Source organism: Halobacterium sp. DL1, assembly GCA_000230955.3.
In the GTDB taxonomy this organism is placed as follows: domain Archaea; phylum Halobacteriota; class Halobacteria; order Halobacteriales; family Halobacteriaceae; genus Halobacterium.
In genome coordinates this window covers 2,399,897-2,420,176 of sequence record CP007060.1, presented here as the reverse complement: position 1 = coordinate 2,420,176, position 20,280 = coordinate 2,399,897, and the positions used below count along the sequence as shown (strand labels likewise).

The 20,280-nt window shown below is 69.3% G+C and carries 22 protein-coding genes; 10 read left to right on the top strand and 12 right to left on the bottom strand.

The window, feature by feature from the left end:
• Positions 1–70 precede the first annotated feature (70 nt).
• The gene (locus HALDL1_14495; GenBank protein AHG04665.1) at positions 71–1,270 is read left to right on the top strand and encodes a circadian clock protein, KaiC; all 1,200 of its coding nucleotides are present in this window, start codon (positions 71–73) and stop codon (positions 1,268–1,270) included.
• 324 nt (positions 1,271–1,594) lie between these two features.
• Here HALDL1_14495 and HALDL1_14490 read toward each other — a convergent pair whose 3' ends face one another.
• Both HALDL1_14490 and HALDL1_14485 read right to left on the bottom strand, forming a co-directional pair.
• On the bottom strand, positions 1,595–2,023 hold the full coding sequence (locus tag HALDL1_14490) for a universal stress protein UspA (GenBank protein AHG04664.1): 429 nt from the start codon (positions 2,021–2,023) through the stop codon (positions 1,595–1,597).
• A 48-nt stretch (positions 2,024–2,071) separates the two neighbouring features.
• On the bottom strand, positions 2,072–3,868 hold the full coding sequence (locus HALDL1_14485; protein AHG04663.1) for an ATPase AAA: 1,797 nt from the start codon (positions 3,866–3,868) through the stop codon (positions 2,072–2,074).
• Positions 3,869–3,949: 81 nt separating this feature from the next.
• Here HALDL1_14485 and HALDL1_14480 point away from each other — a divergent pair, with 81 nt between their 5' ends.
• Positions 3,950–4,705, top strand: a complete 756-nt coding sequence (locus tag HALDL1_14480) for an inositol monophosphatase (protein AHG04662.1) — start codon at positions 3,950–3,952, stop codon at positions 4,703–4,705.
• A 49-nt stretch (positions 4,706–4,754) separates the two neighbouring features.
• Positions 4,755–5,096, top strand: a complete 342-nt coding sequence (locus tag HALDL1_14475) for a hypothetical protein (GenBank protein AHG04661.1) — start codon at positions 4,755–4,757, stop codon at positions 5,094–5,096.
• A gap of 13 nt (positions 5,097–5,109) precedes the next feature.
• On the opposite strand, the gene HALDL1_14470 is transcribed toward HALDL1_14475, so the two are convergent.
• From HALDL1_14470 to HALDL1_14460, 3 genes are all read right to left on the bottom strand, one after another.
• Positions 5,110–6,723, bottom strand: coding sequence for a hypothetical protein (locus HALDL1_14470; protein ID AHG04660.1), 1,614 nt, complete (start codon positions 6,721–6,723; stop codon positions 5,110–5,112).
• Positions 6,724–6,726: 3 nt separating this feature from the next.
• Positions 6,727–7,476 (bottom strand): daunorubicin ABC transporter ATPase, encoded by a 750-nt coding sequence (locus HALDL1_14465; GenBank protein AHG04659.1) that lies wholly within the window; start codon positions 7,474–7,476, stop codon positions 6,727–6,729.
• A 75-nt stretch (positions 7,477–7,551) separates the two neighbouring features.
• Entirely contained in the window at positions 7,552–8,793 is a 1,242-nt protein-coding gene (locus HALDL1_14460) for a nuclease (protein ID AHG04658.1), read from the bottom strand.
• 440 nt (positions 8,794–9,233) lie between these two features.
• Between HALDL1_14460 and HALDL1_14455 the strand changes: the two genes are divergently transcribed.
• On the top strand, positions 9,234–10,763 hold the full coding sequence (locus HALDL1_14455) for a phosphoglyceromutase (GenBank protein ID AHG04657.1): 1,530 nt from the start codon (positions 9,234–9,236) through the stop codon (positions 10,761–10,763).
• On the opposite strand, the gene HALDL1_14450 is transcribed toward HALDL1_14455, so the two are convergent.
• From HALDL1_14450 to HALDL1_14435, 4 genes are all read right to left on the bottom strand, one after another.
• Complete coding sequence (locus HALDL1_14450) at positions 10,760–10,918, bottom strand: hypothetical protein (GenBank protein ID AHG05386.1); 159 nt, start codon at positions 10,916–10,918, stop codon at positions 10,760–10,762. The genes HALDL1_14455 and HALDL1_14450 overlap by 4 nt on opposite strands.
• Before the next feature lie 25 nt (positions 10,919–10,943).
• On the bottom strand, positions 10,944–12,479 hold the full coding sequence (locus HALDL1_14445) for an amidohydrolase (GenBank protein AHG04656.1): 1,536 nt from the start codon (positions 12,477–12,479) through the stop codon (positions 10,944–10,946).
• Positions 12,480–12,542: 63 nt separating this feature from the next.
• Complete coding sequence (locus tag HALDL1_14440; GenBank protein AHG04655.1) at positions 12,543–13,607, bottom strand: thiamine-binding protein; 1,065 nt, start codon at positions 13,605–13,607, stop codon at positions 12,543–12,545.
• Positions 13,604–13,921, bottom strand: coding sequence for a hypothetical protein (locus tag HALDL1_14435; protein ID AHG04654.1), 318 nt, complete (start codon positions 13,919–13,921; stop codon positions 13,604–13,606). The genes HALDL1_14440 and HALDL1_14435 overlap by 4 nt, the downstream gene beginning before the upstream one ends.
• Positions 13,922–14,017: 96 nt before the next feature.
• On the opposite strand from HALDL1_14435, the gene HALDL1_14430 reads away from it, so the two are divergent.
• The 3 genes from HALDL1_14430 (at position 14,018) to HALDL1_14420 (ending at position 15,816) form a co-directional block, all read left to right on the top strand.
• Entirely contained in the window at positions 14,018–15,229 is a 1,212-nt protein-coding gene (locus HALDL1_14430; protein ID AHG04653.1) for a 3-hydroxy-3-methylglutaryl-CoA reductase, read from the top strand.
• Positions 15,230–15,273: 44 nt separating this feature from the next.
• A complete protein-coding gene (locus tag HALDL1_14425; protein AHG05385.1) occupies positions 15,274–15,615 on the top strand; it encodes a hypothetical protein in 342 nt (113 codons plus the stop codon).
• A gap of 63 nt (positions 15,616–15,678) precedes the next feature.
• Positions 15,679–15,816 (top strand): hypothetical protein, encoded by a 138-nt coding sequence (locus HALDL1_14420; protein AHG05384.1) that lies wholly within the window; start codon positions 15,679–15,681, stop codon positions 15,814–15,816.
• A 6-nt stretch (positions 15,817–15,822) separates the two neighbouring features.
• Here the strand turns inward: HALDL1_14420 and HALDL1_14415 are convergent, their stop codons facing one another.
• Entirely contained in the window at positions 15,823–16,344 is a 522-nt protein-coding gene (locus tag HALDL1_14415) for a replication protein H-like protein (protein ID AHG04652.1), read from the bottom strand.
• Between the two features lie 156 nt (positions 16,345–16,500).
• On the opposite strand from HALDL1_14415, the gene HALDL1_14410 reads away from it, so the two are divergent.
• Genes HALDL1_14410 through HALDL1_14400 form a run of 3 tightly spaced genes read left to right on the top strand, consistent with a single transcriptional unit; the run spans position 16,501 to position 18,775 of the window.
• A complete protein-coding gene (locus HALDL1_14410) occupies positions 16,501–17,523 on the top strand; it encodes an acetoin:2,6-dichlorophenolindophenol oxidoreductase subunit alpha (protein AHG04651.1) in 1,023 nt (340 codons plus the stop codon).
• Positions 17,520–18,539 (top strand): pyruvate dehydrogenase subunit beta, encoded by a 1,020-nt coding sequence (locus HALDL1_14405; protein ID AHG04650.1) that lies wholly within the window; start codon positions 17,520–17,522, stop codon positions 18,537–18,539. The genes HALDL1_14410 and HALDL1_14405 overlap by 4 nt, the downstream gene beginning before the upstream one ends.
• Complete coding sequence (locus HALDL1_14400) at positions 18,536–18,775, top strand: biotin attachment protein (protein AHG04649.1); 240 nt, start codon at positions 18,536–18,538, stop codon at positions 18,773–18,775. Before HALDL1_14405 ends, HALDL1_14400 begins: the two co-directional genes overlap by 4 nt.
• A gap of 31 nt (positions 18,776–18,806) precedes the next feature.
• Here HALDL1_14400 and HALDL1_14395 read toward each other — a convergent pair whose 3' ends face one another.
• Entirely contained in the window at positions 18,807–19,094 is a 288-nt protein-coding gene (locus tag HALDL1_14395) for a translation initiation factor IF-1 (GenBank protein AHG04648.1), read from the bottom strand.
• Positions 19,095–19,167: 73 nt separating this feature from the next.
• Positions 19,168–20,163 (bottom strand): hypothetical protein, encoded by a 996-nt coding sequence (locus HALDL1_14390; GenBank protein ID AHG05383.1) that lies wholly within the window; start codon positions 20,161–20,163, stop codon positions 19,168–19,170.
• Positions 20,164–20,280: the final 117 nt, after the last annotated feature.

Here is a 20,280-nt window from a genome sequence, read left to right as displayed (position 1 = left end):
TTTTCGCTGTGTCCCAACGGCCGAGGTATGGAATCGACGGCGCGTCCCGTCGCGGGCTGGAGGCGTCACCGTGGCTGAGGACGACGACGACTGGTTCGAGGAGGCGTTCGACGACGAGGCCGAGGAGTCGGCCGACCAGTCCGGGGACTCGCCAGTCGACGATGAGGCGGTTGACGGACCGCCGGGAGACGCGGGGGAGGCCGCCGACGAACCGCCGGGAGACGCGGACGAGGCTACCAGTGACGACGACGGCCCGGAGGATGACGACCCGGCCGACGCACTCGACCTGGGGGACGAACCGACGCCGGACGCGGACGACAGGAGCGACTTCGGCGGCGACGACCCGGACGACTTCGCGAACGCGTTCGGCGGCGGGGGTGGCGCCCAGGGCGATGGCGACGAGCTCTTCGAGGACGACTTCGCGGACGCGTTCGGCGGCGGTGGCGCCGGCGGCAGCGGCGGTGGGGGCGGTTCCCAGGGCGGTGGCGACGGAACCTTCGGATTCGACATCGACGGCGACGCCGGCGGCGGGGCGCCCGGCGGCTTCGAGGAGGAGGCGGAGTACGACTCGGATATTCCCCGCATCAACATCGGCATCGAGGGCCTCGACGAGATGATCCAGGGCGGCGTCCCCGAGCGCTCGCTGATGGTCGCCGTCGGCGAAGCCGGCACCGGGAAGACCACGTTCGGCCTCCAGTTCCTCCAGGAGGCCGTCGAGAACGGCGAGCGAGCCGGCTTCATCACGCTCGAGGAGTCCCGCGAGCGAGTCGTCCAGAGTGCCGTCGACAAGGGCTGGGAGTTCGACAGGCACATCGACGACGGGAACCTCGCTATCATCGACATCGACCCCATCGAGATGGCGAACTCCCTCACCAGCATCCGCAATGAACTCCCCCGCCTCGTCGAGGAGTTCGGTGCCAGCCGACTCGTGCTGGACTCCGTCTCCCTGCTGGAGATGATGTACGACGACCAGTCCAAGCGCCGCACCGAGATCTACGACTTCACGAAGTCGCTGAAGGAGGCCGGCGTCACCACGATGCTCACCAGCGAGGCCAGCGAGGACAACCCGTTCTCCTCGCGGTACGGCATCATCGAGTACCTCACCGACGCCGTCGTCGTCCTCCGCTACATCCGTCCGGAGGACTTCCGGGAGACCCGCCTCGCCGTCGAGATCCAGAAGATACGGGACGCCAACCACTCCCGCGAGACCAAACCGTACGAGATCACCCACCAGGGCATCAGCGTCTACCGACAGGCGAACATCTTCTGACGGACCTTTTGCGCTGCGCGCGCGGCGGCAGAGCCGCCGCTCGCTCGGCAAAAGCTACGCTAAAAGCACTCCTCCTTCACTTCGCGCTGACGCGCTCCGTTCGGTCGTCGGCCGCTGCTCGCTCACTTCATTCGCTCGCAGCGTGAACCGGCGACCTTCCGGGTCCTCCGGACCACTCGGTCGCTGGATTCCTCCACTACTGGTCGCGTAGGTTCAAGTAGGAGAGCGGGGCCAACCCGGCGCGTGAGCTGATTACCGACGCGGGCCGGCCGAGGCGGGAGTGCGGCGACCCGGACCGCGACCAGAACGCGCCGCCTGTACGCCTTAGCGGACGATAGTCACCGGCATCGGCGAGCGGCGCACCACGCTTTCGGCGACGCTGCCGAGGAGGATGCGGGTCACGCCGGCCCGGCCGTGGCTCCCCATCACGATGTGGTCGAAGTCGTTCTCCTCGGCGTACTCCACGATGGTGCGGCTCGGTCGGCCGACCTCTGTCGCGGTGTCGAGGGGGCCGTTGCCGTACTCCTCGGCGGTGTCGTTGGCCGCCTCGAACAGCTCGTCGGCCGCTCCCTTCGCCTGTTCGAACCACTCCTCGGAGTAGCCTGGGCCGGTCGCCTGGGCCGTGTACCCGGCCTCGATAGGGTCGATGATGTTGATGACCGTGATGTCGTCGGACTCGAACTCCCGGAGGGCGTACTCCAGGGCGTCCTGGGACTGCTCGGAACCGTCGATGGGGACGAGAATCCTCGACATGGTGAGACGTTCGTCGTCCCACTCAAAAAGCGGCGGGGGTAATTCCCACTAGTCGCGACCGTGGCGCGTCAGGCACGTCGGCAGCCCGCAGATTTCGACGGGTTCGGAGTTGTCCGGCGAGTAGACGACCATCTGTCCCTTCTCCATGTAGGGGACCTTCGACTGGAGCTCCGCGGGGATGTTCACGGCCTTGATTGCGTCCTCGTCGCCGAGGTTCAACACCACAGTCGTGTTCACCTGCTTGAACACCGGGTCGGCGATATCCTGGGGGTCCTGCGTGATGAGAAAGAGGCCGAGGCGCTCCTTGCGGCCCTGCTTGGCGGCCTCGGTGAACTTCCCGACGACCTTGGTCGCCTGCACGCTGTCGGCGTCCGCGAGGAAGTTGTGCGCCTCGTCCATTCCGACGACGAGCGGCGTCTCCTTGATCGACTCGTAGGTCGGGTCGTTCGAGAGCTTCTGGTCGACGAGCAGGCTCGACACCGCCAGCACCACCGTCTCGGCGGCCCGCGAGTTGCTGATGTGGTACGTCGGCACGACCGAGAGGCGGCCGGGCCGAACGAACTGGCGGTCCGAGACCAGGTCGGTGATGGAGCGGGCGTCCTGGTCGAACAGCCCCGATGGCATGTTGTGGACGCGGCGCAGCACGGCTTCGTAGGTCGCCTCGTGGACGCGCCCGCTCTCGTCGAGTTCCTCCTTGAGGGCCGGGTCGTCGAGGAACGTACAGAACTCCTCGTACGTCCCCGACCGGCCGTAGTTCCCGAAGAACCGGTCGAGGAGCAGCGTGAGCGCGCCGTACTGGTTGTCGTTGAGGCCGCTGGAGGCCACCAGCCACGGGTTCGAGCGCACCATCGAGAACGGCACCGTGAACTCGACCTGCTCGGCGCCGTGGTGGTCCGCGGCGTACGACGCGTCGCCGACCTTCGGCACGAACGCGACGGTGTCGTCGTGACCGCCGTGGGCGAGCCCCTGGGTCTCCCAGTCGCGCTCGTCGCTCACGTCGGCCTCGGGGTTGTCGTCGTGCATCTGGGCGTACTCGTCCTGCGGGTCGAACTGGACGACCGCCATCCGGCGCTCCGCACCGCCCGAGTCGACGGGGTAGCGGCGGTCCCCGTGGAGGTACTGCCGCAGGACGTTCTTCGCGGAGTGGGTCTTCCCGGAGCCGGTGCCGCCGGCAACGAGCGTGTGCCGGAAGACGAGGGGGTCGCCGGACTCGTAGTCGTCTTTCACCCGGTAGTCGATGGTCGGCGGTTCCGCTGCGGTCCGCACCTTCTCCCCGCCCACGGAGAGGTGGCCGAGGAAGACCCCGTCCTCCGGAATCTTCAGCCCGGTCTTGATCTCAGTGGCGTCGTCGGCCGCCCGAACTATCGTCTCGGGTTTCGGCACGCGGTCGGGCATCCGGCGCTTCAGGTCGCCCTGGTCCGAGTAGAGGACGGCGACGGGGTCGAGTTCCGCGAGGAACTTGTAGTCCTGTTCGTCGACGCCGTCGCTGCGCATCGCCCGCCGGGCGTGAATCTCCGTAGCGTCGTCGCTCTGGAACGCCTGGACGTACTCGAGCCCCGTGATCTTGCAGAACAGTTTCTCGCCGCGGGGGTACGGCGCGACGAGGTACGTGCCGAGGCGGACAGCCGACCGGTTGCCGGCGGTGACGTAGGCCTTCAGTGCGGTCTCCTGGCCGTCCTCGTGGATGCGGAGTCCCTCCGAGACAGCCAGCGCGCCGAGGCCCGCGTCGTCGCCGACGTCGTCGAGGTCCGCGCGCTGGAAGTCGTCTTCGTCGTCGCCCGCGTCGGTCGCACCACTGCCCGCCTCGTCGCGGTCGTGGTCGGCGAAGTCCCCGAGGTCGCTCATGGCGCGTCCGTCACGGGCCGCCTACAAACCCCTTTCCCTCGAACCGGAACGCCTTAGACGCTTGTCGTGTGCCATCCGGTGATGCTCTCCAACGTAGAGAACACGGCCGTGCGGGCGTGTCTCGCCGGCGGTCGCCACCTCCGCGACCGGTTCGGCGACGAGGTCGACGCTGAGTTCTCCAGACACGACGTGAAGGCCGCGGCCGACCGTGCGTCCGAGGAGCGGATGCTCGAGGTGATTCAGTCTTCTCACCCTGAACACGCGGTGTACGCCGAGGAGTCCGGCAACGTGTCCACAAACGGCGACTACCGCTGGATAGTCGACCCCCTCGACGGAACGAACAACTTCGTCTCGGGCCTCCCGTCGTTCGCGACCGCGGCGGTGGTCCTGGACGATGAGGGGCCGGTCGTCGGTAGCGTCTACGTCCCTGTCGCCGACGACCTCTACGTCGCCCGGCGCGGTGAGGGCGTGCGCCACGAGGGCGACCCGGTTCGCGCCGAGAGCGACACCCCGCCCGAGAAGGCGACGGTCGGGTTCGTCATCGGGCACGACGTGAAACTCGACGGGCGGCTCGAGGAGGCCGGCCGGATGCAGGACGCAGTCGGCGACGCCACGAAGCGCGTGGTCGAGAGCTGGTCGCCCTGCGTCCACTGGGGCGCGCTGGCGAGGGGGCGACTCGACGGGATGGTCTGTTTCCACCCGGACGACGAGGAACAGTACGTCGGTGAACTGCTCGTCTCGGAGGCGGGCGCGTCGATAGCACGGCCAGGCGACGGCCGCTACGTGGCGGCGACGAACGAAGCGGTCCGCGAGGCGCTGTTGACAGCCATCTCGTGACGTGCGACCCGGCCACGGGCTTATGGTCGTCGCCCCCTCAGTAGGACCTATGTTGCTGGTGCGCGGTTCGGCGGGCGGGACGACGCTCACGGGGGCGCTGTACGAGCGCGGCGAGGACTCGCCGTCGTTTAGGGGCGCCCCCGACGAGGCCGCGCCATACGTCTGGGTCTGCGACGAGTTCTACGCCGTCGAGAGCGGGGGGAGCGTCCAGCAGGTGGACGGCGAGGACGTCAACCTGGCGTTCGAGTCGCCGATGCCCCGGGGGTTCGAGACCCGGGAAGTCGCGCTTGACGCGGCCCGCGAACACGTCCGCACGCAGTTCGCCCGCATCGGCATCGACCCCGACGACGTGGAGATAGAGGTCGTCCGCGAGCACGAGGTCGACGCGTAGCGAGACGACAGAATCAGCCGTCCGTGGTGTAGGTGTCGAACGCCCGGACGGCCGTGCGCACGCCGACGAGGGCGGCGCCACCGGCGAGCGCGACGCCGGCGACCAGCGTGCCCACGCGGACTGCCGACGCGCTGACGCCGAGCGCCTCGGCCACGAGGTCGGCGGCCGTCGGCGACTGGACGCCCGTCGCGATGCCCGCGGTCACCAGGAAGACGATTGTGTAGACGCCGAACGCCCACAGCGACGGGACCACGGCTTCGCGGCTCCGGGTGATGGTTGTCGCCTCGAACTTCGGGAACGCCGTGCCGACGCCGACGGCGACGGCGGCAGCCAGCGGCGGCAGCACGGCAGCGGCGACGACCGTGCAGACGACGGCGAGCGGCGGGAGCGGGCTGAGTACGGCGAGGACGGCGGTGAGGACGAGCGTGATTGGGCCGCCGAGGAGCGCGCTCGCGGTGACGAGGCCGCCGACGAACTCCCGGCCCGTGACGCCCGTGATGGCGGAGACGGGGAGCACCGCGCCCTCGTCACCGAGCGGGTTGAGCGTGAACAGCGCGCCGGTGAGCCAGGCGCCGTACAGCGCGATGGTCGTGGGGAGCAGGCTCGTGACCCGGCCGGCCTCGACGCTCGCCTGGATGGGCGTGACGAGGACGAAGATCGGGTAGGCGACGTAGAGCAACTTGATGGGAGCGCGGCGGGCGCGCAGCCAGCTCTTGCGCGCGACCCACGCGGTCCGCCGGCCGAGCAGACCGTCGAGGCGGCCGCCGGAGACGGAGTCGGTCTCCCGCGCCCTGGCGTCGACGCCGTCGTCGTACCACCGGCGCTCGGAGACGCGGACGCTCGCGAGGACGGCGAGCCCGGAGACGACAGCGGAGCCGACGACCACCGCCACCGCCTGGAGCGCGCTCGCGGCGTCGAGAACCGGGAGCAACGCGAGGTCGCTGTACCAGGCGACGGGCGAGGCTCGGAACGTCTCGATGATGGGGTCGATGACGACGGCGAGCGTGTTCGTGAGGATGAGCCCGAAGTACGCGACGAAGACGAGCGCGCCGAGTGCAGCCTTGTAGCGCGCGACGAGTTCGGACTGCCCGAGCAGGTAGCCGACGGCGGCGCCGAGCGGGTAGCCGACGAGGAACGCCGTCACGGTCAACGCGACCACGGCGAGGACGGTCAGCGGGAACGCCAGCGGCTCGCCCGCGCCGACGGCGAACCCCGCGCTCGCGACGACCAGCGGCACGGTGACGAAGCCGGTGACGCGGACGTAGCCCGAGAGCAGCAGGCCGCCGACGACGTCACGCGCGGGCACCGTCGTGAGGTAGCCGTCGCGGACGTCGATGTCGCCGATCTGGATGACCGTCATGTACGCCGCCATGAAGAGGACGAACGCGCCGAGGCCGGCCGGGACGAGCGCGACGAGTTCGGCCGCCTCGCCGGGGTTTTCGACGAGCGCTTGGCCCGCCAGGTATGCGCCGTACGTCGCGGCCGCCGTGAACCCCAGGCCGAGCAGCGCGACGAGGCCGAACGCGAGAACCTGGACGACGCTCTTCGAGCGGAACTTCCGCCAGCCCACCCGCAATTCGTTGCGCGCGATGGCGTAGGAGTGGCGGGCGTTGGGGAGGCCGGGCATCGTCTAGGCCTCCTCGCCGATGCCGCCGGTCACCTCGAGGAAGACGTCCTCAAGCGTGCGCTCCTCGCCGGACTCCGCGCGGGACTTCAGGCCGCCGGGTGACCCCTCCGTCACGAGGCTGCCGTCGTAGAGGACGCCGACCGTGTCGGCGAGTTCGTCGACGACCGGGAGGATGTGCGTCGAGAGGAAGACGGTGGCGTCGCCCTCGGCGAGGTGCGCGATGGTGTCCCGGACGGTGCGGGCGGCCCGCGGGTCGAGCCCGGAGGTCGGTTCGTCGAGGAACAGCACGTCCGGGTCGTGGAGCATCGCCTGGATGATGCCGACCTTCTGTTTCATCCCCTTGGAGTACGCGGAGATTCGCTTGTTGCCGTCGTCGGCCAGCGAGAACCGCTCGAGGAGGTCCTCGATGCGCTCCTCGGCGTCGGCCTCGGGGAGGTCCCGCAGGCCGGCGATGTAGCGGAGCTGCTCCCGGCCCGTGAGTTCGGCGTGCAGCGGCGGCTCCTCGGGGAGGTAGCCGATGTTCGAGACCACGGCCTCGCGGTTCGAGACGTCTGCGCCAGCGACCGTGGCCGTGCCGTCGCTGGGCTTCGTCAGTGTCGTGAGCATCCGCATCGTCGTCGTCTTCCCGGCGCCGTTCGGGCCGAGGAAGCCGTAGACGCTGCCCGCGGGGATGGTGAGGTTGAGGCGCTCGACGGCTGTCGTGTCGCCGTACCGCTTCGTCAGATTCTGTGTCTCGATGGCGCGGTCGCTCATTGCCGGAACTCTCGGCTGCCCCGTCTTAAAAGTGGACGAGTGTTCTCCGTGCGCGAACCCGCCTCGTCCGCCGCCTCACTCCCAGCGCTCGTCGTCGTAGTTCTCGTCCTCGCGGCTGTCGAAGGCGCGCTCGAGTTTCCTCACGAGTTCGCCCTTCTCCGCGGCGCCGATGCGGGCGAGTTCGTCGGCCTTCCCCACCGGCTTCGGCGGTCCCGCCTCGGTGGCGACCTGGCTGGTGACGTAGCGCTCGACGGCTGCGCGGACATCCTCGTCGCGGGCGAACGCGCAGGGCAGTTCGACCTTGTGTACGAGGTCCGTCCGGGGGTCGTAGACCACGAAGAACGCCACCTCGTACGCTTTTGCGTCGAGTTCGCGTTCCACGCCGAGCTCGTCGGCGTCCGCGAACACGCCGTCCGCGCCGAGCGTCGAGGTGAACCAGCCGGTCCACGTCAGTTCGTCGGTGAGGCGCTGGTGGTCCTCCCCGTCGAAGTCGCGGCGTTCGAGCACCTGCGCGAAGAACGCGGCGTCGCTCGCCCACGGTGTCGGCCGGCCGCGGTCCCGGAGCGCGCGTACGAGCGCCTGGCTCGCGGGGCTCTTTACGAACCCCGCCAGTGGGACCTCCTGCTCGGCGAAGCGCTCGACGAGGCGGACGTAGTTCTCCAGCACCTCGCCGACGAGTTCGTTCTCGGTGACGAGGTCCGCGACGCTCGCGTGGCGGTCGGCCCAGTTCACCAGTTGCTTCGGGTAGACCGGGCCGTCGAGCAGCAGTAAACTGTCGACCTGGTCGGCATGTTCCAGCGCGTGGTGGCTCTCGGCGAGGTAGAGCGCGAGGCCGTGGACGACGCGCTCCTGGTCGCGGGCGAGCGGCGCGGTGTGGACGATGCGCCCGCGGCTGAACCCCTCGTCCCACTGCCGCCAGTCCGTGTTCGTGCGGACGGTGGCGTCGTTCGAGTGGACGCTCGTGATGACCGTCCGCGAGCGGTGGAGGCCGAGGTCGGAGGGCGTGGCGCTCATCGCGGCCTGCGCGAGGTCGAGGACGAGCCCGTTCTTGAACGTCCGCGGGTTGATGGTGCCCGAGTCGAGGCCGTGGGCGCTGTCGAACGGCGACGGCTGGAGCGCGAGTTCCTCGATAGGTGCAGCCGACCGCCGCTGCTCGGCGAGCGGTTCGAGGACGACGCCGCCGTCGCCGTACAGCGGGTCGAGGAAGTTCTCCCACGTCTCCTCGGCCACGTCGCGGTGTTCCTCGGCGTCCACCTCGTGGCGGATCTGGCGCGCGAGGTCCGCGATGCCGTCGAAGTGGACGGGGTCGAGGGTCATGCCACCGTCTGTTCGGCCGAGCACCAAATACCCCGTCGTTCGCGTTTGGGTGAGTAGCGCCCATTTGCGATGTCTGCTAACACGTCCACGACATCCAGAAAGCCCCGGCGTGCTCGCTGCCTGCGGCTCGCTGCGCGCTTCGTTCGCTACGCTCACTCCAGTGCTTACGTCGCCTCGGTTAGCGAGCACGCCGCCCCTTTCAGTCCCACCCGGTACCGGCTGTCCGACCGGCCAATGGGAGGACTGAAAGGGGCGGCCGTCTCGGCGAACCCGGACGATGTAAGTACCGCAGGCCGAAGGCCGAGGAGCGCAACGAGTCCGGGTTCGCCGAGACGGCCGGGGCTTTCTAGGTATCCGAAGTGAAGTCTGCTGTCCTAAGCTACACCGGACCTGCGACCACGAACGACACCTAAATGAGCGCGGCAACCGCATCCAGAATCATGCAGGCCGCGCTCGTGATTCTCGACGGCTGGGGGCTCGGCGACCACGACAGGCTGGACGCCGTGAAGGCCGCGGACACCCCGAACTTCGACGAGTACACCCGCCGGGGCGCCGACGGCACGCTCACCACCACCGGCCGCCACGTCGGGCTTCCGGAGGGGCAGATGGGGAACAGCGAGGTGGGCCACCTCACCATCGGGTCGGGCCGGGTCGTCCTCCAGGAGTACACGCGCATCGAGGACGCCATCGCGAAGGACGAACTCTGCGAGAACGACGCTATAGCGGGCGCCTTCGACCACGTCGCGGAGACGGGTGGGCGCGTCCACCTGCTGGGGCTCGTGAGCGACGGCGGCGTCCACTCCGACCACGAGCACGTCCACGCACTCATCGAGTGCGCAGCGGAGCGGGGCGTCGAGGCGACGACACACGCGTTCACGGACGGTCGTGACACTTCCCCGCACGGCGGGGAGGAGTACCTCGAGACGCTCGAATCCGTCGTCGACGAGCACGGAACCGGCGACGTCGCCACGGTCACCGGTCGCTACTACGCGATGGACCGGGACCAGAACTGGGACCGGACGAGACGGGCCTACGACGCCATCGTCGACCACGAGGCCGACCACCGTGCCGCGTCCGCGGTCGACGCGGTGCGGGAGAGCTACGACCGCGAGACCACCGACGAGTTCGTCGAACCCACGCTCGTCGAGGGTGGGGCCGCGCTGGCCGACGGGGACGCCGTGATCTTCTGCAACTTCCGGTCGGACCGGGCGCGGCAACTCACGCGGCTGCTCGCGGACATCCGGCCCGACGACTGGGAGTTCGACACTCACCCGCCGGACGTCCCGGTTGTCACGATGACGGAGTACGACAGGACGTTCGACTGCCCGGTCGCGTTCCCGTCGCGGCAGCCCGAACAGACGCTCGGCGACGTGCTCGCGGACCACGGCCTCGGCCAGCTCAGAGTCGCCGAGTCAGAGAAGTACGCCCACGTCACGTACTTCCTCAACGGCGGCCGCGAGGTGGAGTTCGACGGCGAGATACGGCGCATCGTCGAGAGTCCGGACGTCCCCACCTACGACCGCCAGCCGGAGATGAGCGCGGCGGGCGTCACCGACACCGCCCTCGACGTGCTCGACAGCGAGGACCCGGCCGTGCTCGTGTTGAACTACGCGAACCCCGACATGGTCGGCCACACCGGCGACTACGAGGCCGCCATCGACGCCGTCGAGGCCGCCGACGACCAACTCGGTCGGCTGGTCCCCGCACTCCGCAGTTCTGGCGCGGACGTCCTCCTCACCGCCGACCACGGCAACGCCGACGACATGGGGACCGCCGACGAACCCCACACAGCGCACACGTTCAACCCCGTCCCGTTCGTCTTCCTCGACGCCGACGCGGCGGACGAGGACCTCTCCGGCGGTCACGCGGTCCGCGAGGGCGGCGCGCTCCGGGACGTCTCCCCGACGCTGCTCGCGCTGCTCGGTATCGACCAGCCCTCGGAGATGACCGGCGAGTCGCTGCTCGACTAGTTGTCGTCCTGCTCGCGGGAGACCCGCTCGTGGGCCTCCTTGCGGCTCATTCGGTCCGTGTTCTCGGCCTCGCGGCGCACGAAGTAGTAGAGCGCGAGCGCTCCCAGGAGGGACAGCAGCAGGAAGAACGCGAAGAACACCCCGGTGGTTGCCATATCTCGGGCTGGCTCCCGCGAGCAGTTAGTCGTTCTGTTCGCCGGCAAAGTCGTCGCTGCGGTAGACCACGTCGCCGTCGACGACCGTCGCGGCCACGCCGATGTCGCGGATCGATTCGCGGTGCTCCCACGGCGAATCGTCGAGGACGACGAAGTCCGCGACGCCGCCGAGTTCGACGGTCCCCATCCGGTCCTCGGCGAAGCCGGCGTACGCGCCGCCCGCGGTGTACGCCCGGAGCGCCTCGGTGACAGAGAGTTGCTGTTCCGCGGCCGGCGCGTTCACCGCGTGGTGGACGCCCAGCAGCGGGTCGAGTGGCATGCAGTCGCTGCCGAACGCGAGCGGCACGCCGGCGTCGAGCATCGTCCGGAACCGGTTGCTCCCCTCGCGGCGCTCGGTGCCGAGGCGGTCCTCGTAGAGGCTCTCCTCGCCCGCCCACTTCAGGAAGTTCGGCTGCATCGACGCGACGACGCCGAGGTCCGCCATCCGCTCGATGGCCTCGTCGCTGGCGAGTTCGGCGTGCTCGACGCGGTGGCGGCTCGCTCCCGCGTCGGCGCACGTCTCGTAGGCGTCGAGCACCGCGTCGATAGCTTCGTCGCCGATGGCGTGGGCGGTCACCTGGAGGCCGAGGTCGTCGGCCTCGCGGACGAGTTCGTGGAGTTCCTCCGGGTCGACGACCCACGTCCCCGTCTCGTCGGGCGCGTCGGCGTACGGCTCCGAGAGCTTCGCGGTGCGACCGCCGAGGCTGCCGTCGGTAAACGTCTTCACGCCGCCGACCTCGACCATGCCGGAGCCGTGGTTCGTGCGCAGGCCGGTCTCGCGGACGGCGTCCAGGTGGTCGCTCCAGTAGTTGAGGCGCACTCGGACGGTGAGTTCGTCGGCGAGCGCGAGTTCGCGGACCGCCCGCGGCGCGTCGGAGTTCCGGGCCATGTCGTGGACGGCGGTCACGCCACGTTCGTTGGCCTCGCGCTGGGCAGCACGGACGAGTTCCTTCGTCTCCGCCGGCCCCGGGTCGGACGCGTCGTAGATGACTTCCACGGCGTCCTCGACGATGCGGCCGTCCCCGAGCACGTCGTCGTCGGGCATCTCGTCGCCGAACTCCTCGAGGGCGACGCCGTTGACTGTCGCCGTGTGCATGTCCTCGCGGATGGCCGCGACCGGTCGGTCCTCGCTGACGGCGTCCAGGTCGGCCTGCACGATGTCGTCGGCGTCCCAGGCGCTCTCGTCGTAGCCGTAGCCCAGGACCCAGCCGTCGCTCTCGGCCGCTCGCTCGCGGAGGCGGTCGGCGACGTCGCCGGGGCCGCTGGCGCCGCGGAGGTCCGCGTGGAGGCCGTACTGCCCGACGGTCTCCATGTGCGTGTGGGCGTCGACGAACCCCGGCAGGAGGACGCGGCCGCCGAGGTCCACCACGTCCGTCCCCACGCCGTTCAGGAAGTCGACGTCGTAGTCGCTCGTGAGGCGCACCACGCGGCCGTGTCGAACCGCGACGGCGTCGTAGGGCTCGTCGCCGGCGAGCGTGTGCACCTCGCCGTTCTGCAGAATCAGGTCGGCGGGCGCTGTCATACTACTCTCGGGGTCGCGCGGTGGCAAAGACGTTGGGGAAGCGGTCGGGGGCGGACCGGGGCGCTACTGGTTCGCGATGCGCTGGGAGACCGTTCCGCGCCAGTCGTCGAGGTTCTCGCGCAGCGCGTCGTAGTCGTACTGGACGGTCTCCGCGGGGACGTGGGCGTACTGCCGGACGTCCTCGGGGAGCGAGGCGTCCGTGACGGTCGGGATGCCGACGTTCTTCACGGCGGTGGTCTGCTGGGTCTTAGCGTCCAGCATGAAGTTCGCGAACTCGTGGACGAGTTCTTCCTTCCCAGCGTCCGCGAAGCGGGCGGTGCCGGAGACGTAGGCGTAGCCCTGGTCGTTCGGGAACGCGATCTGGTGGCGGCTCATGTCGACATCGCTCTGGGCGGCGTACACCTGGTCGGTGCTGTAGGACATCACCATCGGCGCCTCCTCGTTGGAGTAGGCGCTGTAGGCGGCGTTCCACGACCCGGTGGTGCGGAGGCCGTTGTCGAGCAGGCGCTCCCAGTAGTCGAGGTAGCCGTCGGTGCCGTACTCGTGGACCGTCCACAGCAGGAAGCTGAGTCCCGTCACCGTGTTCTGCGGGCTCGGGAGGATGAGGCTGTCCGCCCACGGCTCCCGCGTGAGGTCATCGAGGCTCTCGGGTTCGTCGACCTCGTCCTCGTCGTAGACGATGCAGACGTAGGAGGAACCGGTGGGGAGCACGCGGTTCTGCGGGTCGAAGCGGTAGCCGTCGACGATATCCCGCGAGTTCGGGACGCGGTCGGTGTCGAAGCCCTCGAACAGCGACGCCTCGAGTTCCCGGTCCGCGCGGACGAGGTCGGTCGGCGTGACGCCGACGTACATGTCGGCGCCGAGGTCGACGCCCTGTTTCCGGCGCTCGATGAAGCCGTTGAGTTCGTTCTCGCGGACGACCCACTCGAGGGTCGTGTCGTGGCGCGCCTCGAACTCGGCTTTCACCCAGTCGCCGGCACTGGTGGAGACGGCGTCGACGTACGACTGCGTCGTGCCGACCTTCAGCGTGTCCGGGTCGCCACTGGGGCTGGCGACATCCAGGCACCCTGCCAGTCCGAGCGCAGCGGCACCCCCGACGGAGGCGAGAAAGCGGCGACGCGACGTCATTGGTCGCTCACCGCCTCGCGGCCGAGGTGGGCCTCCACGCGGTCGACCTTCTCCTCGACGGCCAGGTCCTCCGCCTTGAAGTGGTCAATCTTCAGGTTCGTGCTGACCCTCTCGGCGTCGAGGGCCTCGTGGGCGCCGCGTGCGGCGGCGAACACCTCCTCGACGGAGTCGGCCTCGATGGTGGTCTCCATCGGGTTGGTCTCGTAGCGGACGTCGAACTCCTCGAGGGCGTCGATGGCCTTCGCGATCTCCTCGTCGAAGTCGACCTCCGGGCTGTCCAGCGGTGCGACCGACAGCATCGCGGTAACGGTCATACCACCACGTCGAATTACTCAGTGATATAACCAACTATTTCCGCCGGGCGGCACGGAAGGGGAACCTTCAGGACGCCGGCGCGCCGACTCCGGAGCATGACCGACGCTGACGACCTCGCCGACCGCGTGCAGGCCGGCGACCTCCGACTCTACGAACTCGAATCCCACGCCGACGCGGACACCGCGGCGGCAGCGCGCCGCGAACTGCTCGCCCGCGAGACGGGCGCCGACCTCGGCGCGACGGGGTCGTTCACGTTCGACGCCGAGTCGGTCGACTCGGCCATCGAGAACCTCGCCGGCGGCACGCAGCTCCCGCTCGGCGTCGCCGGCCCGCTCGCGGTTTCGGGGGGCGCGGCCGACGACGAGTTCTACCTCCCACTCGCCACCACGGAGGGCGCGCTCGTCGCCTCCGTCAACCGCGGCTGCTCGGCCATCACGGCCGCCGGTGGCGCCAATGCCCGCGTCACGAAGGTCGGGATGACTCGTGCGCCCGTCTTCCGGGTCGCGGACGTGACCGAGGGAGCCGAAGTCGCCGAGTGGGTCGGCGAGAACGTGGACGTACTCGCGGAGGCCGCCGAGTCCACCACCAGCCACGGCGAACTCCAGGACGTGACCCCGTACGTCGTCGGCGACAACGTCTACCTCCGGTTCAGCTACGACACGAAGGACGCGATGGGGATGAACATGGCCACCATCGCCACAGAGGCCGCCAGCGAGGTGGTCGAGCGCGAGACGCCCGCGGAACTCGTCGCGCTCTCGGGGAACCTCTGCACGGACAAGAAGCCGGCCGCCATCAACGCCGTGGAGGGCCGGGGCCGCAGCGTCACCGCCGACGTCACCATTCCCCGCGACGTCGTCGAGGACCGCTTCGACACGACCCCGGAGGCCATCGAGGAGGCCAACACGCGGAAGAACCTCGTCGGCTCCGCGAAGGCCGGAAGCCTCGGGTTCAACGCCCACGCGGCGAACGTCGTCGCGGCCGTCTTCCTCGCGACCGGCCAGGACGCCGCCCAGGTCGTCGAGGGGTCGAACGCCATCACCACCGTCGAGGCACGGGACGAGGCGCTCTACGCCTCCGTGACCTTCGCGAGCCTCGAGGTCGGCACCGTCGGCGGCGGCACGAAACTCCCGACCCAGCGGGAGGCTCTCGACGTGCTCGGCGTCCGGGGGAGCGGCGACCCGGCCGGCGCGAACGCGGACGCGCTCGCCGAGGTCATCGCGGCGGGCGGCCTCGCGGGCGAACTCAGCCTCCTCGCGGCGCTCGCGTCCCGCCACCTCTCCTCGGCCCACGCCGAACTCGGTCGCTGAGACCGCCGGCAACACTTATTGCATCACCGACACGAGAGCGGAGCATGAACGACGTGAACCTCCGCGAAGTCGCCCTCCAGTTCGGGACCACTGGCGTCGCCACGACGCTGGTGCTGACCGGCGCCGCCGTCGTCGCCGACTTCCCGCTGAAACTGCTCGGAATGATTCTGACGGGCATCCCGCTGTTCGTCGTCCCCGGCATCGTCGGCATCACCGACGCGGGCATCGAAACCGCCGCCGCGAGCGCACGCATCGGCGCCTCGACGGGCGATCCCGGGCAGTACCAGGCGGGGAACGTCATCCCGATTCCGAACCCACTGCAGGCCGTCTGCTGGCTCTGCGGCGTCGGCGTCGCTGGCGTCGTCCTGCTCGCGCTGACGGCCTGACCAGTTTCACTTTCGCCCCGCGGCAGACACAGGGTTATTTTCCTCACTGTCGACGGTCGTAATATGCGCGCTCACGGCGACCCCGACGACGGAGCCCCGTCCGCACTGGCAGTGCGCGCGCTCCGCGTCCTCAAACTCCTGCTCACGGTGCTCGTGCTCGCCCTCACGCTCCTCCGGGCGCTCACCGGCGGCCCCGTCTGAGTTCCCCTACAGCTCCCGGTACCGGCCGCCCGACTCCGAGACCTCGCCGGCCCGCTTCAGTTTCGCCAGCGCGCGCTCCACGTAGTCGCCGCCGACGTCGTGCTCGGCCGCGAACGCCTTCACTTCGCCAGCCGTCGGTTCGTCGAGTTCCCGCAGCGCGGTCCTGACGGCCTCGCGCTTCCCGAGGCTCCGCGTCGAGGCGTCGACCCGGTCCTCGACGCCCGCGACCTCGTCGGTGTCCACGCCCGCCTGCGCCAGGAACTCGTCGTCGCTCATCCCCACGTCGTCTGTGTAGTCGTCGAGCGTGGCGAAGTCGTCGAGTTCCGCGAACGCGTCGCCGTGGCCCGCCTTGTTGGCGAGAATCGACGCGCGCACCTCGCGAGCGTGGTCCTCGTCGTCGGTGGTGACGAACTTCCGGAGTTTCCCGAACTGGTGGCGCTTCTCGCAGCGCGGACAGCCGGTGGTGTCGGGCCGCCCTTCCACCACCCAGAGCGCGTTGCAGTTCGAACAGCCGACGACCGCGTACATGCGACTGTGTCGGTCGCGCCCCCTGAAAAGGCTCACCCCTCGACGGTGACCACGGCTTCGCGCCGTCTCCCGTCTTCGCCTCGACGAACTGGTAACAACGTCGCCACTACGTGTCAATCAATTACTAACTCGGAGCTGACGAATCCTACTAGTGGCATGTTACCAACCAACACTCTGCGTGACCTCTACGACGACGTGGTCACCGCACGATACTACGAGGAGCGCCTCCAGGAGGAGTATCTCGAGGGGAAACAGCCGGCGTTCGACATCTCCGCCGGCCCCATCCCCGGCGAACTCCACCTCGCGGCCGGCCAGGAGGCGGCCGGCGCCGGCGTCTGCGCCCACCTCCGCGACGACGACACAGTTACCGCGCCCCACCGCCCCCACCACGTCGCTATCGCCAAGGGCGTCGACCTGAAGCGCATGACCGCCGAGATTTTCGGCCGGGAAACCGGACTCTCCTCGGGGAAGGGCGGGCACATGCACCTCTACGACCCGGACGTCAACTTCGCGTGCTCGGGCATCATCGCGCAGGGCTGCCCGCCCGCCGCCGGCGCCGCGCTCGCAGCGAAGAAGCGCAACACGGACGACGTCGCCGTAGCGTTCCTCGGCGAGGGCGCCGTCGACCAGGGGGGGTTCCTCGAGTCACTGAACTTCGCGGCGGTCCACGACCTCCCCGTCGTCTTCGTCGTGGAGGACAACGACTGGGCCATCTCGATGCCACAAGAGCGCATCACGGACGTCGACAACCTCGCCGACCGCGCCGACGGCTTCGACCTGCCCGGCCGCAGCGTCGAGTTCGACGACGTCGTCGCCGTCTACGAGGCCGCCGAGGAGGCCGTCGGACGCGCCCGTAACGGCAATGGCCCGACGCTGCTTTCGGTCCAGGTTCACCGCCGTATGGGTCACTTCATGGGCGACCCCGAGTCCTACCGGCCGGACGCAGACGTCGAACGCGCCCAGGAACTCGACTGTATCCCGAGTCTGGAGGCCGACCTCGCAGCGGCGGGCGTCGACGACGACGACCTCGAAGCCATCCGGGAGCGGGCCGAACAGCGCGTCGACGACGCGATCGAGTGGGCGAAAGACCAGCCCCAGCCGGACCCCGAGTCGACCTACGAGGACGTGTTCACGGACCCGCCCGAGCACGGCACGGCAATCGGGGGTGGTCCCGAATGAGCCAGCAGTCCAGCGAGCGCGAACTCACGATGAGTCGCGCGATGGTCGACGCCATCGCCCACGAGATGCGGGAGAACGACGAGGTCTTCTACATGGGGGAGGACGTCGCCGACTACGGCGGCATCTTCGACTCGACCCAGGGGCTCCTCGAGGAGTTCGGGCGCGACCGCGTGATGGACGTACCCATCAGCGAGACGGCGTTCATGGGGGCCGCCACCGGCGCCGCGATGGAGGGGATGCGCCCCATCGCGGAGTTGATGTTCACCGACTTCTTCGGCGTCTGCTTCGACCAGATATACAACGCGATGGCGAAGCACACGTACATGAGCGGCGGGCAGGTGTCGGTGCCGATGGTGCTGACGACGGCGGTCGGCGGCACGTACAACGACGCCGCCCAGCACTCTCAGACCCTCTACGGCACCTTCGCCCACCTCCCGGGGATGAAGGTGGTTGTCCCGTCGACCGCCCGGGACGCCAAGGGCCTGATGCACGCCGCCATCCGCGACGACGACCCCGTCGTCTACATGTTCCACAAGCGCCTGATGGGCCTGGGCTGGATGCCCGCACCGGAGGGACCGAAGACCGAGGTGCCCGAGGAGGAGTACGAGGCCCCCATCGGAGAGGCCGACGTCAAACGCGAGGGGAGTGACGTCTCCATCGTCACGCTCGGCCTCCACGTCCACCGCGCGCTCGCCGCCGCCGAGGACCTCGCAGACGACGGCGTCGACGCCGAGGTCGTGGACCTCCGATCGCTCGTCCCCCTCGACCGCGAGACGGTCCTCGACTCGGTGCGGAAGACGGGCCGTCTCGTCGTCGTCGACGAGGACTACCACTCATTCGGCGTCTCCGGGGAGATCGCGGCGCTGGCCGCCGAGCACGCCTTCGACGCGCTCGAAGCGCCCCCGGAGCGCGTCGCCAGTCCCGACGTGCCGGTGCCCTACGCTCGCCCCCTCGAAGAGGAGTTCAACCCGTCTACCGGGGATATCTCCGACGCCGTTCACCGCCTCACGGAATGACCGACGTCGACTCCGCGGACGTGTGGCCGGCGGACGCGATGGACGTCGAGGAGGCGGTCGTCTCGAACTGGTTCGTCCGGGACGGCGCGACCGTCGAGGCGGGCGAGACCATCGCCGAGATCCAGATCGAGAAGGTGAGCGTCGACGTGACTGCGCCCGACTCCGGCACGGTCGAGCGGCTCGTCGCGGAGCAGGGGGAGTTCCGCCGCGGCGACCTCCTCGCCCGCATCACCTGACTCGATTTCCCTCGCCGTCGAGGGAGTGACGTCACTGCACTCGAAACCCCTCGCTCTCGAGCAGCTCCCGGGCGCGCTCGGCGTGGTCGCCCTGCACCTCAACGCTCGTCTCTTTGGCGGTGCCGCCAGCGCCCAGCCCCTTCTTCAGGAGCGTGGCTACTTCGCCGGTGTCCGTCGCGTCCGGGTCGAACCCCTCGACGACGGTCATCGGCTTGTCGTATCGGCGGGATTCGACGTGGACGGTCAACTCCTGTTCGGCACGCGCCAGGTCGTCCTCGCCCGGTACGTCCAGCCCATCGAACGGGTCGTCGTCGGTCATACTGCAGGCTACGTCGTCGAGACGCAAAGCCGTTGTCGCGGCTACCGGTTCGCCCGCAGTCGACGGGCGGAACTCAGTCGCCCGACTCCTGGGTAGGCACCGTGAACGGGATGACCGCCGCCGTCCGCCGGGCGACGGTGGCGGTCCTGAGGATGTAGGCGAACAGCACCGTGAGCGGGAAGAGGCCGACGGTGACTACGGCCGGGACCAGGAGCGTGACCACCGGCTCGGGCAGGTGCGCCTGGCCCGGCGCCGTGAAGAGGAGCAGCGCCGCCGCCACGACGGTCACCGACGGGAGGCCGGTGTAGAACAGGAGCCGCGAGAGCGACGCGAGCTCCTGCTGGAGGTAGATGGACTTGAGGTACTGCCGGGCGACGTCGATATCCTGGAGGTGGTGGACGAGGTCGTCGATGGAGTCCTCGACGTCGGCCGGCAGCTGGTCGCCGTGCCCGGACTTGATCCGCCGGAGCTTGTTGATCTCCCTGGCGTAGTTCGTGCCCAGAGTCGTGGCGAGCACCTGGAAGGTCCCAACGTTGCGGGACTGCAGGAGCGTGTCGATTCGGTCGAACTTCTGGGTCAGCTTCGTGACTACTCTGTCGACGTCCTCGGCGACCCGCTCGTCGGTCTCGGTGACTGCGAGCCCGCCGAGCTGCTGGGCCTGTTGGCGGGCCGTCTCGAAGATCAACCGCAGGAACCCCAGCGGCTCGACGGGCGCGACCTGGCCGGCGGCGTCCTCGATCTTCCTCCGGTAGTCGACCATCCCCTCGATCTCCGTCTCGAGCTCGCTCGGCGTCCGCAGCTCCCGGGAGAGCAGCAGCTGGTTGATCGAGACGACGACCGTGACGATGGTGAGGTTCCCGCTTATCAAGCCGCTGAACGCGTAGAAGATCGGCTGCTGGTCCTCGAGGGGGCTGTAGGGAGAGGCGCTGACTGCCAGCACGAACGCGAAGATGGCGAGAGTGGTGAGCCCGGCGACCACTGCCCGCGACCCCTCCAGCAGGACCCACCGCTCCAGCGTTCCCAGCGAGCTCCCGGACGCGTCGCCGCTGGAGCCCTCGTCGTCGGACATACTATCCACTACGCCTTCGACGCAGAAAACACCCCCACCGAACGCTCGACCGCCGCTCGAAACCGAACGGGGCGGAAGCCGACTGCCCGGCCCGCGGGTTACGCGGGTTCGTCGATG

Coding starts and splice junctions, on each gene's coding strand:
- HALDL1_14490 (AHG04664.1), bottom strand. CDS start 2,023: ATGTCGAGGATTCTCGTCCCCATCGACGGTTCCGAGCAGTCCCAGGAC.
- HALDL1_14485 (AHG04663.1), bottom strand. CDS start 3,868: ATGAGCGACCTCGGGGACTTCGCCGACCACGACCGCGACGAGGCGGGC.
- HALDL1_14480 (AHG04662.1), top strand. CDS start 3,950: ATGCTCTCCAACGTAGAGAACACGGCCGTGCGGGCGTGTCTCGCCGGC.
- HALDL1_14475 (AHG04661.1), top strand. CDS start 4,755: ATGTTGCTGGTGCGCGGTTCGGCGGGCGGGACGACGCTCACGGGGGCG.
- HALDL1_14470 (AHG04660.1), bottom strand. CDS start 6,723: ATGCCCGGCCTCCCCAACGCCCGCCACTCCTACGCCATCGCGCGCAAC.
- HALDL1_14465 (AHG04659.1), bottom strand. CDS start 7,476: ATGAGCGACCGCGCCATCGAGACACAGAATCTGACGAAGCGGTACGGC.
- HALDL1_14460 (AHG04658.1), bottom strand. CDS start 8,793: ATGACCCTCGACCCCGTCCACTTCGACGGCATCGCGGACCTCGCGCGC.
- HALDL1_14455 (AHG04657.1), top strand. CDS start 9,234: ATGCAGGCCGCGCTCGTGATTCTCGACGGCTGGGGGCTCGGCGACCAC.
- HALDL1_14450 (AHG05386.1), bottom strand. CDS start 10,918: ATGGCAACCACCGGGGTGTTCTTCGCGTTCTTCCTGCTGCTGTCCCTC.
- HALDL1_14445 (AHG04656.1), bottom strand. CDS start 12,479: ATGACAGCGCCCGCCGACCTGATTCTGCAGAACGGCGAGGTGCACACG.
- HALDL1_14440 (AHG04655.1), bottom strand. CDS start 13,607: ATGACGTCGCGTCGCCGCTTTCTCGCCTCCGTCGGGGGTGCCGCTGCG.
- HALDL1_14435 (AHG04654.1), bottom strand. CDS start 13,921: ATGACCGTTACCGCGATGCTGTCGGTCGCACCGCTGGACAGCCCGGAG.
- HALDL1_14430 (AHG04653.1), top strand. CDS start 14,018: ATGACCGACGCTGACGACCTCGCCGACCGCGTGCAGGCCGGCGACCTC.
- HALDL1_14425 (AHG05385.1), top strand. CDS start 15,274: ATGAACGACGTGAACCTCCGCGAAGTCGCCCTCCAGTTCGGGACCACT.
- HALDL1_14420 (AHG05384.1), top strand. CDS start 15,679: ATGCGCGCTCACGGCGACCCCGACGACGGAGCCCCGTCCGCACTGGCA.
- HALDL1_14415 (AHG04652.1), bottom strand. CDS start 16,344: ATGTACGCGGTCGTCGGCTGTTCGAACTGCAACGCGCTCTGGGTGGTG.
- HALDL1_14410 (AHG04651.1), top strand. CDS start 16,501: ATGTTACCAACCAACACTCTGCGTGACCTCTACGACGACGTGGTCACC.
- HALDL1_14405 (AHG04650.1), top strand. CDS start 17,520: ATGAGCCAGCAGTCCAGCGAGCGCGAACTCACGATGAGTCGCGCGATG.
- HALDL1_14400 (AHG04649.1), top strand. CDS start 18,536: ATGACCGACGTCGACTCCGCGGACGTGTGGCCGGCGGACGCGATGGAC.
- HALDL1_14395 (AHG04648.1), bottom strand. CDS start 19,094: ATGACCGACGACGACCCGTTCGATGGGCTGGACGTACCGGGCGAGGAC.
- HALDL1_14390 (AHG05383.1), bottom strand. CDS start 20,163: ATGTCCGACGACGAGGGCTCCAGCGGCGACGCGTCCGGGAGCTCGCTG.